This is a genomic window from uncultured Methylobacterium sp., from assembly GCF_964251405.1.
Classification (GTDB): Bacteria; Pseudomonadota; Alphaproteobacteria; order Rhizobiales; family Beijerinckiaceae; genus Methylobacterium.
This window is the reverse complement of record NZ_CAXUJR010000013.1, coordinates 15,731-31,491: the sequence shown is the minus strand read 5'-3', so window position 1 is coordinate 31,491 and position 15,761 is coordinate 15,731. Positions and strand designations below refer to the sequence as shown.

The window sequence follows — 15,761 nt, the reverse complement described above, 5'->3', positions numbered from 1 at the left end:
GGTCGATCAGCCCGGAACGGCGGCGTCGTAGAGATCGGCCCTGTAGATCGCGGCTGCGGAGGCCAGAAAGGCGGCGGTCGGATCGATCTGCCCGGCGCGCTGCATCGCATCGAGGCACCATCGCGCATGCGATGGGTCGGGCCGCTGCGCGTCCCCGCCGAAAACGACGAAACGCGGATCGAGCCTCAGCGAGGCGTCGCGGCCGGAGAGGGGCCTGCCGTCGAGCGCACGCCGGAGCAGATCGGAGGCGACGCCGAGATAGCCCGGCCGCGACAGGAGGGAGGCCAGCTGCCCGCGGTTGTCGGCGTCCTGACACCAAGAACCGGCGCGGCGCAGGGCGCGGACGAGGGGTACGCTCGCCTCCGTCTCGCCGGCGGGCAGGGCCAGCACCTTTTCCGGGCAATCCGGGATCAGCTCGCTGCCCAGCGCGACGATCCGGCCGTAGCCGGCGGCGGCCGCGACGCTGGTCCAGGGGCTGCCGACGCAGAAGCCGTCGATGAGTTCGCGCTGCAGCGCCTCGGCGATCTGGGGCGGCGGGATCACCACGAGGCGGAGGCTCTCGTCGAGGTCGAGGCCGCCGAGCTCGGCAAAGCGCCGGAGCTGGTAGGTATGGCTGGAGAACGGGTGGACGGTGCCGATGATGAGGGGCCGCCCGTCGGCGGCGCGGCGCGCGGCGGCGGCCGCGAAGGCCTTCGCCACCGTGCCGACATCCTCGTCGCCCGCGATCGCCATCGCCTCGAAGACGGGCATCGAGACGGTGACCGCGTTGCCGTTGAGGTTGAGCGCGATCGGCACGATCAGCGGCGTCTGGAGGCCGCTGATCCCCAGCGCGCTCGCCACCGCCAGGGGTGCGAGCATCTGCGCCCCGTCGAGATGGCCGAGCGCCAGCTTGTCGCGCAGCGTCGCCCAGGACGGCTCGCGCACGAGCTCGATCGTCAGCCCCTCGTCGGCGCAGTAGCCGAGCTCCACCGCGGCAATGAGCGCGGCGGCGTCGAGGAGGGGCACGTATCCGATCTCGAGCCTCATCCGAGCATGTCCGCGGCGGTGACGACGGCGCGGGCGATGTCCGCGATCCTGCGCTTCTCGTTCATGGCCTTGCGCCGCATCATCCTGTAGGCCTCCTCCTCGCTCAAGGAGCGCGCGCTCATCAGGATGCCCTTGGCGCGCTCGATGAGCTTGCGATCGGCCAATTCCCCGCGGGCCTCCGACAGCTCGCGCTGCAGCCGCGCGAAGGCGTTGAAGCGCAGGATCGCGATGTCGAGGATCGAGCGGATCCGCTGCGTCTGCAGCCCGTCGACGACGTAGGCCGAGATGCCCGCATCGATGGCGGCCTGCATCATCGGCACGTCCGACCGGTCGACGAACATCGCCACCGGCCGCTCGACGTGGCGCGACAGGCCCGACATCTGTTCGAGGATGTCACGGCTCGGGCTCTCCAGATGGATCACCACCACGTCGGGCTGCAGGGCCGCCACCTGCGCCGGCAGGTCGGCGCTGTCGGGAAGGATCACCACGCGCCCCACGCCCGCGGCCCGCAGTCCCTCCTCCAGGATGGCGGCGCGGGCGTGGCTCGGGTCGATCACGGCGACGGTGAGGGCGGTCTCGGTCATCGGGGGCCGTCGGGGGGCGGATCGGACGACGTCGACCGGATCCACCTGTGTGGGCTGCAGAGCAAGCGGCGTGCCCCGGCCGTCTCAAGGCCCGCGTCGGCAGGCCCCGCGATAACCGAGCCCGTTACCGTTCCGCAAGCAAACGGCCCCGTTTCCGCCGCAAACCGGCTGCGTTATCCGATGCGGCGGAAACGATCGCGGAGGCTGGTGGGATGGCGGCATTGAACCGATTGTGCCCCGAGCCCGACGGTTTCTCCGGAGCCTCCACGGCCGGTGCGACGCTGCCTTTCCTTCCGACCCTCCTCGTCGCCGCCCTCCTGGGCGTCGGGGCCTTGTGCTGGGACTCGACGGAGCCGGCACCCGGGCCTGCCGGACCCGTCGTCGTCGCATCCGAGTCTTCACGGCCGCTGCCGCTGGTGGCCCGGATGAGTATCGACCCGGCCCGCCCGACCCCCGAGGTACCGCGCTCGCTCGCTGCCCTCGCCTTCGCGGCGGTGTTCCCTGTGGCGCTCGAAGCACCCACCCTCGTCGTCGCACGGGCCGAGGCGCGCCCGCCCAGACGGATCGTCCGCATCAGGCCGGCACCATCCGGCTGCCCCGGCCCGCTCTGCGAGAACGACCCGATCCACACCGCCTCCGCGCTCCTGCGTCGGCCGCATGTCGCGGCGGGGACGGCACCCGTACCGGCCCAGGCCGGGCCGTTCGCGTCGGCCGGGAACGAGGCCGATGCGGTGAAGGCCGCCTTCCATGGTCAGACTTCGTCTGAGCAGACGTCGCCCGAGGAGAGCTTGTTCGATCGCGCCCTCCCCTTCGCGCCGACCTTGGCGCCGACGATCCGGGTGTTGCAGCGGACGGTGGGCCGGACGGTGGGCTTTGTCGGATCGCAGGCCGCCGCTTTCGGCGCGGAAGCCGCCGCGATCGGCACCGAGGCGACGGCGCTGTGCGAGGCCGTCACCGGTCTCGTCGGCGGCCTGCGCTGAGACGCTGGATTCGTCCGACCGGCGGGGGATTCATCCTAGCGATTCGTCCCGACGGCCTGGACCGCCCCATGCCCGCGAACTAGGTGGGGCGGACGGGCGGCATTGGTGCGCCGGGAGGTGCCGCGGCCGGCGCCGAGGATCGGAATGGCAGGACGGATCGAGGATTACGCGCTCGTCGGCGACGGCCGCACCGCGGCCCTGATCGGTCGCGACGGCAGCGTCGATTGGCTGTGCTGGCCGCGGTTCGACTCGGCCGCGTGCTTCGCGTCCCTCGTCGGTACGCCGGACCATGGCTTCTGGAAGCTCGCGCCGTCCGATGCCGACGCCGTCCCGTCCCGGCAGTACCGCAGCGGCAGCCTCGTGTTGGAGACCTGCTACGAGACCGCCTCGGGCCAAGTCCGGGTAACCGACTACATGCCGGTGAACGACGGTTCGCACCTCGTGCGCCTCGTCGAGGGGGTGACCGGCTCCGTGGAGATGCGGATGCGGCTCTCCGTGCGGTTCGACTATGGGCTCGCCGTGCCCTGGGTGTCCCACAACGAGCTCGGCGACCTTCGCGCCATCTCGGGACCCCACAAGCTCGTGCTGCGCACCCCGGCGCCTCTGCGCGGCGAGAACCAGACCACCGTCTCCACCTTCACGGTCGCCGCCGGCGAGAGCGTCGCCTTCACCTTGAGCTACGGACCCTCGCACGAGGACGACCCGCGGCCGATCGAGCCCCGCAAGGTGCTGTTCGAGACCGACCGCCACTGGCGCGACTGGTCGATGCGTTGCGCCCGCAACACGCCCTGGGACGCGATCCTGCAGCGCTCGCTCCTGACCCTGAAGGCGCTGATCTACCACCCGACCGGCGGCATCGTCGCGGCCCCCACCACCTCGTTGCCGGAACAGCTCGGCGGCGTGCGCAACTGGGACTACCGCTATTGCTGGCTGCGCGATTCGACCTTCACGCTGATCGCCCTCATGGACGGCGGCTACCTCGACGAGGCGCGGGCCTGGCGCGACTGGCTGGTGCGGGCCGTGGCCGGCAACCCGGAGCAGGCGCACATCCTCTACGGCATCGCCGGAGAGCGCCTGCTGCCGGAGATCGAGCTCGACTGGCTGCCCGGCTACGAGGGCTCGAAGCCGGTGCGGATCGGCAACGCGGCGATCGGCCAGTTCCAGCTCGACGTCTACGGCGAGATCTTCGACGCGCTCTACCAGGCCCGCCAGCGCGGACTGCTCGGCGACCCCAACGGCTGGCGGGTCGGCCTCGCGCTCCTGCGCCACCTCGAGAAGGTGTGGACCGAGCCCGACGAGGGCATCTGGGAGGTGCGCGGCGGCCGCAGGCACTTCGTACATTCCAAGGTCATGGCCTGGGTCGCCTTCGATCGGGCGATCCGCTCCTTCGAGGAGGGTCACGCTCCTGATGGGCCGGTCGAGCGCTGGCGCGAGATCCGCGCCCGCATCCACGACGAGGTGTGCGAGAAGGGGTTCGACCCCGCGCTGAACAGCTTCGTGCAGTCCTACGGGTCCAAGAGCCTCGATGCGAGCTTGCTGCTCATCGCCCATATGGGCTTCCTGCCACAGCACGATCCCCGCGTCGTCGGTACCGTCGCGGCGATCGGCCGGACCCTGATGCGCGACGGCCTCGTTCTGCGCTACGACACCGAGGGGCAGACCACCGATGGCCTTCCCGGCGGCGAGGGCGCCTTCCTGCCCTGCAGCTTCTGGTACGCCGACAACCTCATCGGCCTCGGCCGCTGCGAGGAGGCGCGGGAGATGATCGAGCGGCTGGTGGGACTGGCCACCGATCTCGGGCTCCTCTCGGAGGAGTACGACGTCGAGGCCGGGCGCCTCGTGGGAAATTTCCCTCAGGCATTCAGCCACGTCACGCTCGTGAACACGATCCTGAACTATGCGCGTGCCCAAGGACCTGCCAAGGAGCGCAGCGCAGGCGCGGCCGAGTCGGACGCCCGCGGCGGGCTCCCGGAGCGGAGCCTCGCACGACAGGATATCGCGGCCGGGCCGCCACGCGCTTAAGGCCCCCTGAGGCCTCGCGCCCGACAACAGGAAGACGACACGATGAGCGGAGCCGACACCAAGCCTACGGGCACCTTGAGCGAGATCGACAAACTCTCGATCGACACGATCCGGACCCTGGCGATCGATGCGGTGCAGAAGGCCAATTCCGGCCATGCCGGCGCGCCGATGGCGCTGGCGCCCGTCGCCTACACCCTGTGGAACCGCTACCTGCGCTACGATCCGGCCCATCCGCATTGGCCGAATCGCGACCGCTTCGTGCTCTCGGCCGGCCACGCCTCGATGCTGCTCTACGCGCTGGTGCATCTCGCAGGCGTCGCGCAGACCGACGGCGGCAACGAGCCGGCGCTGACCATCGACGACCTCAAGAACTTCCGGCAGCTCGACAGCCGCACGCCGGGTCATCCTGAATACCACTTCACCACCGGCGTCGAGACCACCACCGGGCCGCTGGGCCAGGGCGTGGCCAACTCCGTCGGCATGGCGATGGGCGGGCGCTTCCTCGGCGAGCGGCTCAACCGGGACGACCTGCCGCTGTTCGACTTCAACGTCTACGCGATCTGCTCGGACGGCGACCTCATGGAGGGCGTCGCGTCGGAAGCCGCCTCGATCGCCGGCCACCTTCGCCTGTCGAACCTGTGCTGGATCTACGACAACAACACCATCACCATCGAAGGTCATACCGAGCTCGCCTTCGGCGAGGAGGTCGCGACACGCTTCCTCGCCTATGGCTGGCAGGTGCTGCGGGTGGCCGACGCCAACGACGTCCATGCGATCTCGGCCGCGCTGGAGACCTTCCTCCAGTCCAGCGACCGGCCGACGCTGATCATCGTCAACTCGATCATCGGCTACGGCGCCCCGAAGAAGCAGAACACCGCCAAGGCCCATTCCGACCCGCTCGGAGAGGACGAGGTCAAGGGTGCGAAACGCGCCTATGGCTGGCCGGAGGACGCCCAGTTCCTGGTTCCCGACGGCGTCGTGGAGAATTTTCGGAGCGGGATCGGTGAGCGCGGTGCCGCGCTCTACGCCGATTGGACTGGCTTCCTGGCCGAGGCCAAGGCGTCCGATCCGGCTCTGGCGGAAGAGATCGCCGCGATCCACGAGGGCCGCCTGCCGGAGGGATGGGACAGCGAGATCCCGGTGTTTCCCGCCGATGCCAAGGGCATGGCGACGCGCGAGTCGTCCGGCAAAGTGCTCAACGCGATTGCCAAGAACGTGCCCCATCTCCTTGGCGGATCGGCGGATCTTGCGCCCTCGAACAAGACCAAGCTCGAATTCGAAGGCGCCGGCACGCTCTCGCCCTTCGATCCGGGCGGACGCAACATCCATTACGGGGTGCGCGAGCACGCCATGGGCTCGATCGTGAACGGCCTCGGGCTCGTGGGCCTGCGCGCCTACGGGGCGACCTTCCTGGTCTTCGCCGACTACATGCGCCCGCCGATCCGCCTCGCGGCCCTGATGGAGCTGCCGGTCTTCCACGTCTTCACGCACGACTCGATCGGTGTGGGCGAGGACGGGCCGACTCACCAGCCGGTGGAGCAGCTCCTGTCCCTGCGGTGCATTCCCGGCCTCGTGACCTTACGCCCGGCCGACGCCAACGAGGTCGCCGAAGCCTATCGGGTCATCCTCGGGCTCAAGAACCAGCCGGCGGTGCTGGCGCTGAGCCGGCAGCCGCTTCCGACACTCGACCGCGCCAAATTCGCCAGCGCCGCCGGCGTGGCCAAGGGCGCCTACGTCCTTGCCGATTGCGACGGTACGCCCGACGTGATCCTCATCGGCACCGGCAGCGAGGTCCAGCTTTGCGTCGGCGCCTACGAGGCGCTCACCTCCGAAGGCGTGAAGGCGCGCGTCGTCTCGATGCCGTCCTGGGACCTGTTCGAGCGCCAGGACGAGGCGTACCGTAACGCCGTGCTGGTGCCGGAGGTGCTGGCCCGCGTCGCCGTCGAGCAGGGCTCGGTGATCGGTTGGGACCGCTATGCCGGATCGGCCGGCGCGATCATCGGCATGTCGACCTTCGGGTCGTCGGCGCCGATCAAGGACCTGCAGACCAAGTTCGGCTTCACGCCGGAGAAGGTGCTGCAGGCCGCGCGCGACCAGATCGCCAAGCACAAGCGGTAGGGCTGCCGTTCCCCTCCCCCCCTGCGGGGAGGAGATGTCGGGCGAGCCCGATATCTGTGGGGGAAGAGAGGCGCGCAACACCCGAAGTTGCGCCACGTTACAAACGACGAGGAGACCGGCATGAACCCGCTCAAGGCACTCTTCCCCGAACAGGGCCAGGCCGTGTGGCTCGACTTCGTCGCCCGCGGCTTCATCGCGGACGGCCGGCTGAAGGCCCTCGTCGACGACGATGGCCTGCGCGGAGTCACCTCGAACCCCTCCATCTTCGAGAAGGCGATCGGCGACTCCGCCGAATACGACGGCGCCCTCAAGGCGGTGATGGATGGCGGCGACAGCCGGGTGATCGACCTCTACGAGGGCTGCGCGATCGCCGACATCCAGGCCGCGGCGGACGTGCTTCGCCCCGTCTACGAGGCGAGCGACGGCGCCGACGGCTATGTCAGCCTCGAAGTGTCGCCGTATCTCGCGCTGAGCACAGAGGACACCCTGGAGGAGGCCCGCCGCCTCCACCAGGCGGTCGCCCGCGACAACCTGATGGTCAAGGTGCCGGCCACCCCTGCCGGGATCCCGGCGATCCGGGCGCTCACGGCGGAAGGGATCAGCATCAACGTCACCCTGTTGTTCGGGCAGGATGCCTACGAGGAGGTCGCCCGCGCGTTCGTGGCCGGTCTCGAGGAGCTGGCGGAGAAGGGCGGCGACGTCTCCAGGGTTGCGAGCGTGGCGAGCTTCTTCATCAGCCGCATCGACGTCGCGGTGGACAAGGCGTTGGATGCCAAGATCGCGGAGGCCAACGACTCCGATGAGAAGGCGGCGCTCGCCGCCCTCAAGGGCAAGGTCGCGATCGCCAACGCCCGGCTCGCCTACCAGCGCTACAAGCGGATCTTCGCGGAGCCTCGATGGCAGGCGCTGGCGGCCAAGGGTGCCAAGGCGCAGCGCCTGCTCTGGGCCTCCACGGGCACCAAGAACAAGGCCTATTCGGACGTCCTCTACGTCGAGGAGCTGATCGGCCGCGACACCGTCAACACCATGCCGCCCGCTACCATGGACGCGTTCCGCGACCACGGCACCGTTCGCCCCGCCATCGAGCGGGACGTCGCGGCTGCCGAGGCCGCGATGGCGCGGCTGGCCAAGGCCGGGATCGACATCGACGCCGTCGCAAAGCAACTCGTCGATGAGGGCGTGCAGCTCTTCATCGACGCGGCCGACAAGCTGCTCGGCGCGGTGGCTGCCAAGCGCGCCGGTTTCCTCGGAGCCAAGCTCGATCGTCAGACCCTGGTGCTCGGCGACGCGCTCGGCGCCCAGGCCGCCAAGGCCGTAGAATCCTGGCGGGTGTCCGGAGCGATCCGCCGCCTCTGGGCGCGCGACAGGACCCTCTGGAGCGGGGCCGACGAGGACCGGTGGCTCGCCTGGCTGCGCATCGTCGAGGACGAGCTCGCGCATGTCTCCGACTACGAGGCCTTCGCCGACGAGGTGCGCGCGGGCGGCTTCACCGACCTTGTCGTGCTCGGCATGGGCGGATCGAGCCTCGGCCCCGAGGTGCTCGCCGAGACCTACGGCCCGCGCGAGGGCTTTCCGAAGCTGCGCATCCTCGATTCCACGGACCCGGACGAGGTCCGCGCCGTCGAGGCGGCGGTGACCCTCCCGACCACCTTGTTCATCGTGGCGAGCAAGTCCGGCTCGACCCTGGAGCCCAACGTGTTCCGGGACTACTTCCTCGGCCGGATGAAGGCCGTGGTCGGGGATAAGGCCGGCCGGCATTTCGTGGCCGTGACCGATCCGGGCTCGGCGATGGAGGCCGCCGCCAAGGCCGACGGCTTCCGCAAGATCTTCTACGGGGTGAAGCAGATCGGCGGGCGCTACTCCGTGCTGTCCGCCTTCGGCCTCGTGCCGGCGGCGGCCTCGGGCATCGACGTGAAGGCCTTCCTCGACACGGCCCGGATCATGGTCCGCTCCTGCGGCCCGGCCGTGCCGCCGGCCCAGAACCCCGGCGTGCTGCTCGGCACCGCCATGGGGGCCGCGGCCCTCCATGCCGGTCGCGACAAGGTCACCTTCATCGCCTCGCCGGGCATCGACACCTTCGGGGCCTGGGCCGAGCAGCTCATCGCCGAATCCACCGGCAAGGCGGGCAAGGGCGTGATCCCCGTCGACGGCGAGCCCGTCGACGTGCCCGCCGTCTATGGCCGCGACCGCTTCTTCGTCTACCTGCGCCTCGATGGGCGCGCCGACCCGCACCAGGACGAGGCCGTGCGCAACCTCGAACGCGAGGGCCACCCGGTCGTCCATCTGTGCCTCGACAATGCCGAGCAGCTGCCGCAGGAATTCTTCCGCTTCGAGATGGCCACCGCGGTGGCGGGTGCGATGCTCGGCATCAATCCCTTCGACCAGCCCGACGTTGAGGCGAGCAAGATCGAGACGAAGAAGCTGTTCGACGCTGCCGAGCGAGACGGCGCGCTGCCGAGCGAGACGCCGCTCTTCTCCGACGAGACCATCGCGCTGTACGCGGATGCGGCGAACGCCGACGCCCTGCGATCGGCGGACGGGTTCGAGGCCGCGATCAAGGCGCATCTCGGGCGGATCAAGGACGGCGACTACGTCGCGTTCCTCGCCTACGTGGCGCGCAACGAGGCTCATCGGGCTGTCCTGCAGGAGGCCCGCGTGCGGTTGCGCGACACCCGCCGGGTCGCGACTTGCCTCGAATTCGGGCCGCGCTTCCTTCACTCGACGGGCCAGGCCTACAAGGGCGGCCCCGATACCGGCGTGTTCCTGCAGATCACCGCCGACCCGTCGCAGGACCTCGCGATTCCCGGGCGCAAGCTCGGCTTCGGCACCGTGATCGCCGCGCAGGCGCGGGGTGATTTCGCGGTGCTGGCCGAGCGCGGCCGGCGGGCTCTGCGGGTGCATATCAAGGGCGGCGACGTCGAGGCGGGGCTGAAGCGCATCGCCGCGGCCGTGAAGGCGGCCGTGGCGTGATGCGCACTTCCCTCCCCGCAAGGGGGAGGGGAATGAATGTGGAGACCAATAATGCAACTCGGCATGATCGGGCTCGGCCGGATGGGCGGCAACATCGTCCGGCGGCTTCTGCGGGACGGGCACACGGCGGTCGTGTTCGACCGGGATCAGGGGGCCGTGGCCACCCTCGTCGCGGAGGGAGCGGTCGGCGCCGCGAGCCTCGAAGAACTCGTCGGGGCGCTGGAGGTCCCGCGCGCCGCCTGGGTCATGCTGCCGGCGGGCGAGATCACCGAGGCCACCGTCCAGGCCCTCGCAGGCCTGATGGTCCTCGACGACATTGTCATCGATGGCGGCAACTCCTTCTACAAGGACGACATCCGCCGCGCCGCCGAGTTGAAGCCCAAGGGCATCCACTACGTCGATGTCGGCACCTCCGGCGGGGTTTGGGGGCTGGAACGCGGCTACTGCATGATGATCGGCGGCGATACCGCCGCCCTCGACCGCCTCGACCCCATCTTCAAGACCCTGGCGCCGGGCCCAGGCACCATCCCGAGGACGCCGGGCCGCGAGGACCGCGACCCGCGCGCCGAGCAGGGCTACATCCATGCCGGGCCGAGCGGGGCCGGCCACTTCGTCAAGATGGTCCATAACGGCATCGAGTACGGGCTGATGCAGGCCTATGCCGAGGGCTTCGACATCCTGAGGCACGCCGACTCGACGGACCTGGCCGAGAGCCAGCGCTTCGACCTGAACATCGGCGATATCGCGGAGGTCTGGCGGCGCGGCAGCGTGGTCTCGTCCTGGCTCCTCGACCTCACCGCGAGTGCACTCGCGGGCGACGAGAATCTGGAATCCTTCTCCGGCTTCGTGGCCGATTCCGGCGAGGGCCGCTGGACGCTGAACGCCGCGATCGAGGAGTCGGTGCCGGCCAACGTGCTCTCTGCCGCCCTCTACGCCCGCTTCCGCTCGCGAGAGGACGCGTCCTACGCGGACAAGCTGCTTTCGGCCATGCGAAAAGGTTTCGGCGGTCACCAAGAACCGAAGTGACGACCGAGACCACGTCAGACCGGCGAGGTGCTTCGATGATCCGGCTCCCCGAAAATACGACGGTGTTCGACGACGGCGAGGCGGTGGCTCGGGCCGCCGCAGGGCACCTCAGGACCCTGTGCGAGGACGCGCCGAACCAGCGCTTCGCCGTATGCCTGTCGGGCGGATCGACGCCCAAGCGCCTCTACACCCTCCTGGCCCGGCCGGACTACGCCACCCTGCCCTGGTCGCGCCTGCACTGGTTCTTCGGCGACGACCGGGCCGTGCCCTGGGACGATCCCTTGAGCAATGTCCGCATGGTCCGCGAGGCCTTCGGGACGCCCTCCCCGATCCCGGAGACGCACCTGCACCCGATCCCGACGGCGGACGGCCCCGAGGCCGGAGCCCGCCGCTACGAGGCGACGCTCAAGGCCTTCTACGGCGCCGAGACGCTCGACCCCGCCCGGCCGCTCTTCGACCTCGTCCTGCTCGGGCTCGGCGAGGACGGCCACATCGCCTCGCTGTTTCCGGGCAAGGCCGCCCTCGACGAGACGCGAGCCTGGGCCGCCGCCGTGCCGGAGGCCGGGATGACGCCGTTCGTGCCGCGCGTCACCCTCACCTATCCGGTCCTGGCCTCGGCCCGGTCCGTCCTGTTCCTCGTGAGCGGGGCGGGCAAGCAGGATCCGCTCGCGCGGCTGTCGCAAGGAGAAGACCTACCGGTCGGCCGGATCGGCGGAAGCCCGCTCTGGTTCGTCGACCGCGCCGCCGCGGGCGCGTGAGGCTTCGCCTCAGGCGAAGTGCTTCGACAGCTTCAGCCCCTGCGCCTGGTAGTTCGAGCCGGCCCCGGCGCCGTAGAGGGTCTCGGGCACCTCGGCCATGCGCTCGTAGACGAGGCGGCCGACCACCTGCCCGTCCTCCAGCAGGAACGGTACGTCGCGCGAGCGCACCTCGAGGACCGCCCGCGCCCCCGACCCGCCGGCACCGGCATAGCCGAAGCCGGGATCGAAGAAGCCCGCGTAATGCACACGGAACTCGCCCACCAGCGGATCGAACGGCACCATCTCGGCGGCGTGGTCCGGGGGGACCTGGACGGCCTCCTTCGAGGCGAGGATGTAGAACTGGCCCGGATCGAGGATCAGCGCCCGCGACCCGTCGGTGGCCAGGGGCTCCCAGAAATCCGCCACCCTGTGCTTGCCCGGGGCATCGACGTCGACGAGGCCGGTATGGCGCCGCGCCCGGTAACCGATCAGCCCGTCGAACCCGGAGAGGTCCACCGACACCGCGACCCCTCCCTGGAAGGACGGCAGAGCGGCGCTGACCAGGGCTGAGCGCTCGTGCAGGGCGGTGAGTTCACCGTCGGTCAGGCGGACCTCGCCGCGCCGGAACCGGATCTGCGACAGGCGCGAGCCGGTGCGCACCATGACCGGGAAGGTGCGCGGCGAGATCTCGGCGTAGAGAGGGCCGCGATAGCCGGCCTCGACTTGGTCGAAGGCCGCGCCGCGGTCGGTGATGACCCGGGTGAAGACGTCGATGCGCCCCGTCGAGCTCTTCGGGTTGGCACCGGCCGAGATGTCGGCGGGAAGGGCCAGCCCCTCCTGCAACTCGGCGATGTAGACGCAGCCGGTCTCCAGCACCGCGCCCGGGCGCAGGTCGATCTCGTGCAGGGCGAAGGCCGCGATGCAGGCCGAGACCGGGCGCGTGCCCGGCAGGAAGCTGGTGCGCACCCGGTAGACCCGCGTGCCGAGGCGCAGGTCGAGGCTCGCGGGCTGGATCTGATCGGACGCGTAGGGGCTTGCCGGCAGGATGCCGCCGTCTCGCGTCAGTGCGGCGATGCCCTGCGCCGAGAGGATGCCGGGCCGATGATCGAAATCGCGCGTGGTGTCCATCTCGAAAGCCGCGTTCCCGTCCCGCCTGTCCGTGCCATCGATGCCGCCCGGATCGTGGTCTGCCAGAACGCACAAGTCGAGGTGAAGTCAATTGCCTCGGGGGTTCTTAAGTCTCGGCATCGTCTGCCGCCTCGCCGGCGAGCACGACCCGCGCGATGGCGAGGCGCGCGATCCCGCCCATCGCCAGCAGCCCGGCGAGCAGGCTGGCGAGAACGGCGAAGCCGTCCTGCCAGAACAGGAGGCCGGCGACGAACAGGAATGCGACCGCGAGCAGCCCCCGTTCCGAGGCCAGAACGAGGGACGGGAGGGCGACGCCGCGCGGGGCGGGACTGCGGCCGAGCGCGCTCCGTCCGGCGATCCGCCCGAGCCCGTCGAGGCCCAGGGCCGCGATCAAGGCAGCCGCGGCCCAGGCATTCGCCTCCGCATCGGCCCAGGCGTAGGCGATCGCGAGCGCTGCGAGGCCGAGCCCGGCGAGAACGGCGCCGACCGGGGTCTTGCGTGACGCGGGCATCGATGCGGCCAGGGTCTTGTCGACCATGGGCTGGAGGTTCCTTGGCGATGGACGGTGCCGGATGGGCGGCGAAGGCCGCTTCCGATGACGGCGGCACCGGATTTCCTTGGCCGGCCGAACGGAGTGCGGACGCGGGATCCGCGGCGTTGAACCTAGGGTCTTCGCCGCGATTGACGCGGTTTTCGAGGGCACGTACCACGGCACCGACCACCTGTCGCGCGGCCATCGACGATCTCCGGCGCGCGACCGGATCATGCCGGCCAGGGAGGCCGTTCACGGCGATGTACAAGGCCCAGACGCGCGGCATCAGCGTGACCGTCCAGCCCCGCTTCGTCGAGGAGGAATCCTCGCCGAGCGAGAGCCGCTACTTCTTCGCCTACACCGTCGAGATCGTGAACAACGGTTCCGAGCAGGTCCAGCTGCGCTCGCGCCACTGGCGCATCATCGATGGGCGCGGCACTTGCCAGGAAGTCCGCGGTGCCGGCGTCGTCGGCAAGCAGCCGGTGCTCGAGCCCGGGGAATCGTTCAGCTACACCAGCGGCTGCCCGCTCACGACGCCCGACGGCCTGATGGCCGGGAGCTACACCATGGCGACCAATGCCGGCGAGAGCTTCGAGGCCGAGATCCCGGCCTTCTCCCTCGACTCGCCGCACGTCCGCCGCAGCGTCCACTGAGCCGATGTCCCGGCGCGGGCAGCGGTTGACGCATCTCGAACTCCTCGAACGCCTGGTTTCGTTCGACACCGAGAGCTCGAAGCCCAACCTCGCCCTGATGGACGTCGTCTGCGACTATCTCGAGGGGTGGGACGTGCCGTTCGTCCGCGTTCCGAACGCGGCGGGCGACAAGGCTGCCGTGTTTGCGACGATCGGCCCGATGGTCGATGGCGGCATCGTGCTCTCGGGCCATACCGACGTGGTGCCGGTCGCGGGCCAGGCCTGGACCACCGACCCCTTCGCGCTGAGAATCGCCGACGGCCGCGCCTATGGCCGGGGTGCGGTCGACATGAAGGGCTTCTGCGCCCTGGCGCTCGCCGCCGTGCCGGATGCGCTCGCCGCCGACCTTCGGCGGCCGATCCACATCCTCCTGTCCTACGACGAGGAGACGACCTGCCTCGGCGTTGCCGACACCATCGCGCGGTTCGGGGCCGACCTGCCTCGGCCCGGCGCCGTCATCGTTGGCGAGCCCACCGGCATGGAGGTGGCCGATGCCCACAAGAGCATCGTCACCTATCACACCACCGTTCACGGCCACGAAGCCCATTCGGCCAAGCCGATGCTCGGCGCCAACGCCGTGATGGCGGCGGCCGACCTCGTTTCGGAACTCAACCGCATCGCCGACGCGATGATCGCGCGCGGCGATGCCTCGGGCCGGTTCGACCCCCCGGCCACGACGGTACATGTCGGCACGATCGCGGGCGGCACGGCGCGCAACATCCTGCCCAAGGTCTGCACCTTCCACTGGGAGTTCCGCGGCCTGCCCGACCTCGACATGGGCGAGATCCCGGCGCTCTTCGCCGCCAAGGTCGCCGCCGTGACCCGCGAGCGCCTCAACCGCTACGGCGAGTTCGGGCGGATCGAGACCGTGGAGGAGGTGGCGGTGCCGGGCCTCGCGCCGGAGCCGGGCTCCGAGGCCGAACGGCTCGCCCTGCGGCTGGCGGGGCGCAACCACACGATCTCGGTGCCCTATGCGACGGAGGCGGGGCGCTTCCAGGAGGCGGGCATCCCCACCGTGGTCTGCGGGCCGGGATCGATCGACCAGGCGCACCAGCCCGACGAATACATCACCCTCGCTGCACTGGATTCGGGGGCCGGCTTCATGCGCCGCCTCATCGGCGAATGCGGTGCTCCATGAGAACCGTCACGCCCCGCACCATCGCGGCCGACGGGCCGGTCAAGCTGCGGCCGCTGGAGCGCGAGGACCTGATGTTCGTGCATCAGCTCAACAACAACGACAGCATCATGCGCTACTGGTTCGAAGAGGCCTACGAGTCCTTCGCCGAACTGGCGCAGCTCTACGAGCGCAACATCCATAACCAGACCGAGCGGCGCTTCATCATCGCCAATTCGGAGGGCGATCCCGCCGGCCTCGTCGAGCTCGTGGAGATCAATCACCTGCACCGGCGCTGCGAGTTCCAGATCGCGATCCACCCGGCCTTCCAGGGGCAGGGCTACGCGCCTCGCGCCACCCGGATCGCGATGGACTACGCCTTCAGCGTGCTCAACATCCACAAGCTCTACCTGCATGTCGACCGCGACAACGCGCGGGCGGTGCGCATCTACGAGCGCTGCGGCTTCGAGCCCGAGGGCATCCTCAAGGACGAGTTCTTCGTCAACGGCAAGTACCGCGACGCGGTGCGCATGTGCCTGTTCCAGCCGGCCTATCTGGCGAGACGGGGTGGCGGCGACATCGCCGAGCCGGTGCTCAAGAGCTGACGGGCAAGGCCTGGGAGATCGGTCGGTCAGCCCTCGACTGCCCTCCGCGTCGCTGCGGGCGTCCGAGACAGGACCTCGACCAGCCCCATCAGTCAGGAAGCCGGGGCGAGATCGATACATATCGAGAAAAGGGGCGGCCGTTGAGCCGCCCCCTGGCTTGATCGAGACGCGATCAGTTGCGGCTGCTGCCAGCCGAACCACCACCCGCCGCACCGCCGGCACCGCCC

At 70.0% G+C, this 15,761-nt stretch carries 13 protein-coding genes; 9 read left to right on the top strand and 4 right to left on the bottom strand.

Annotation, left to right across the window (positions count from 1 at the left end; genetic code table 11):
* Positions 1–6 precede the first annotated feature (6 nt).
* Together ACFE7U_RS04205 and ACFE7U_RS04200 are read right to left on the bottom strand one after the other, a co-directional pair.
* A complete protein-coding gene (locus tag ACFE7U_RS04205; RefSeq protein WP_375408479.1) occupies positions 7–1,026 on the bottom strand; it encodes a CmpA/NrtA family ABC transporter substrate-binding protein in 1,020 nt (339 codons plus the stop codon).
* Entirely contained in the window at positions 1,023–1,610 is a 588-nt protein-coding gene (locus ACFE7U_RS04200) for an ANTAR domain-containing response regulator (protein ID WP_375408478.1), read from the bottom strand. The genes ACFE7U_RS04205 and ACFE7U_RS04200 overlap by 4 nt, the downstream gene beginning before the upstream one ends.
* A gap of 212 nt (positions 1,611–1,822) precedes the next feature.
* Here ACFE7U_RS04200 and ACFE7U_RS04195 point away from each other — a divergent pair, with 212 nt between their 5' ends.
* From ACFE7U_RS04195 to pgl, 6 genes are all read left to right on the top strand, one after another.
* Entirely contained in the window at positions 1,823–2,590 is a 768-nt protein-coding gene (locus tag ACFE7U_RS04195; RefSeq protein WP_375408477.1) for a hypothetical protein, read from the top strand.
* Between the two features lie 144 nt (positions 2,591–2,734).
* A complete protein-coding gene (locus tag ACFE7U_RS04190; RefSeq protein ID WP_375408476.1) occupies positions 2,735–4,612 on the top strand; it encodes a glycoside hydrolase family 15 protein in 1,878 nt (625 codons plus the stop codon).
* A 42-nt stretch (positions 4,613–4,654) separates the two neighbouring features.
* Positions 4,655–6,730: a transketolase gene (tkt, locus tag ACFE7U_RS04185; protein ID WP_375408475.1), complete on the top strand. Its 2,076-nt coding sequence runs from the start codon at positions 4,655–4,657 to the stop codon at positions 6,728–6,730.
* Between the two features lie 120 nt (positions 6,731–6,850).
* Positions 6,851–9,700 carry a bifunctional transaldolase/phosoglucose isomerase gene (locus ACFE7U_RS04180; RefSeq protein ID WP_375408474.1) on the top strand — a complete coding sequence of 950 codons (2,850 nt, stop codon included), beginning with the start codon at positions 6,851–6,853 and terminating at the stop codon, positions 9,698–9,700.
* 51 nt (positions 9,701–9,751) lie between these two features.
* Positions 9,752–10,726 (top strand): phosphogluconate dehydrogenase (NAD(+)-dependent, decarboxylating), encoded by a 975-nt coding sequence (gene gnd / locus ACFE7U_RS04175; protein ID WP_375408494.1) that lies wholly within the window; start codon positions 9,752–9,754, stop codon positions 10,724–10,726.
* A gap of 35 nt (positions 10,727–10,761) precedes the next feature.
* Positions 10,762–11,484, top strand: coding sequence for a 6-phosphogluconolactonase (gene pgl, locus ACFE7U_RS04170; protein WP_375408473.1), 723 nt, complete (start codon positions 10,762–10,764; stop codon positions 11,482–11,484).
* Between the two features lie 9 nt (positions 11,485–11,493).
* Here the strand turns inward: pgl and ACFE7U_RS04165 are convergent, their stop codons facing one another.
* Both ACFE7U_RS04165 and ACFE7U_RS04160 read right to left on the bottom strand, forming a co-directional pair.
* Positions 11,494–12,591: a 2'-deoxycytidine 5'-triphosphate deaminase gene (locus ACFE7U_RS04165; RefSeq protein ID WP_375408472.1), complete on the bottom strand. Its 1,098-nt coding sequence runs from the start codon at positions 12,589–12,591 to the stop codon at positions 11,494–11,496.
* Between the two features lie 106 nt (positions 12,592–12,697).
* Entirely contained in the window at positions 12,698–13,129 is a 432-nt protein-coding gene (locus tag ACFE7U_RS04160; protein WP_375408471.1) for a hypothetical protein, read from the bottom strand.
* Positions 13,130–13,383: 254 nt separating this feature from the next.
* On the opposite strand from ACFE7U_RS04160, the gene apaG reads away from it, so the two are divergent.
* From apaG to speG, 3 genes are read left to right on the top strand one after another with little or no spacing between them, the layout of a single operon-like run.
* Positions 13,384–13,776 (top strand): Co2+/Mg2+ efflux protein ApaG, encoded by a 393-nt coding sequence (apaG, locus tag ACFE7U_RS04155; RefSeq protein WP_375408470.1) that lies wholly within the window; start codon positions 13,384–13,386, stop codon positions 13,774–13,776.
* A gap of 4 nt (positions 13,777–13,780) precedes the next feature.
* Entirely contained in the window at positions 13,781–14,953 is a 1,173-nt protein-coding gene (argE, locus tag ACFE7U_RS04150) for an acetylornithine deacetylase (protein ID WP_375408469.1), read from the top strand.
* A complete protein-coding gene (gene speG, locus ACFE7U_RS04145; RefSeq protein ID WP_375408468.1) occupies positions 14,950–15,534 on the top strand; it encodes a spermidine N1-acetyltransferase in 585 nt (194 codons plus the stop codon). Before argE ends, speG begins: the two co-directional genes overlap by 4 nt.
* The last annotated feature ends 227 nt before the right edge of the window (positions 15,535–15,761 follow it).

Coding starts and splice junctions, on each gene's coding strand:
- ACFE7U_RS04205 (WP_375408479.1), bottom strand. CDS start 1,026: ATGAGGCTCGAGATCGGATACGTGCCCCTCCTCGACGCCGCCGCGCTC.
- ACFE7U_RS04200 (WP_375408478.1), bottom strand. CDS start 1,610: ATGACCGAGACCGCCCTCACCGTCGCCGTGATCGACCCGAGCCACGCC.
- ACFE7U_RS04195 (WP_375408477.1), top strand. CDS start 1,823: ATGGCGGCATTGAACCGATTGTGCCCCGAGCCCGACGGTTTCTCCGGA.
- ACFE7U_RS04190 (WP_375408476.1), top strand. CDS start 2,735: ATGGCAGGACGGATCGAGGATTACGCGCTCGTCGGCGACGGCCGCACC.
- tkt (WP_375408475.1), top strand. CDS start 4,655: ATGAGCGGAGCCGACACCAAGCCTACGGGCACCTTGAGCGAGATCGAC.
- ACFE7U_RS04180 (WP_375408474.1), top strand. CDS start 6,851: ATGAACCCGCTCAAGGCACTCTTCCCCGAACAGGGCCAGGCCGTGTGG.
- gnd (WP_375408494.1), top strand. CDS start 9,752: ATGCAACTCGGCATGATCGGGCTCGGCCGGATGGGCGGCAACATCGTC.
- pgl (WP_375408473.1), top strand. CDS start 10,762: ATGATCCGGCTCCCCGAAAATACGACGGTGTTCGACGACGGCGAGGCG.
- ACFE7U_RS04165 (WP_375408472.1), bottom strand. CDS start 12,591: ATGGACACCACGCGCGATTTCGATCATCGGCCCGGCATCCTCTCGGCG.
- ACFE7U_RS04160 (WP_375408471.1), bottom strand. CDS start 13,129: ATGGTCGACAAGACCCTGGCCGCATCGATGCCCGCGTCACGCAAGACC.
- apaG (WP_375408470.1), top strand. CDS start 13,384: ATGTACAAGGCCCAGACGCGCGGCATCAGCGTGACCGTCCAGCCCCGC.
- argE (WP_375408469.1), top strand. CDS start 13,781: ATGTCCCGGCGCGGGCAGCGGTTGACGCATCTCGAACTCCTCGAACGC.
- speG (WP_375408468.1), top strand. CDS start 14,950: ATGAGAACCGTCACGCCCCGCACCATCGCGGCCGACGGGCCGGTCAAG.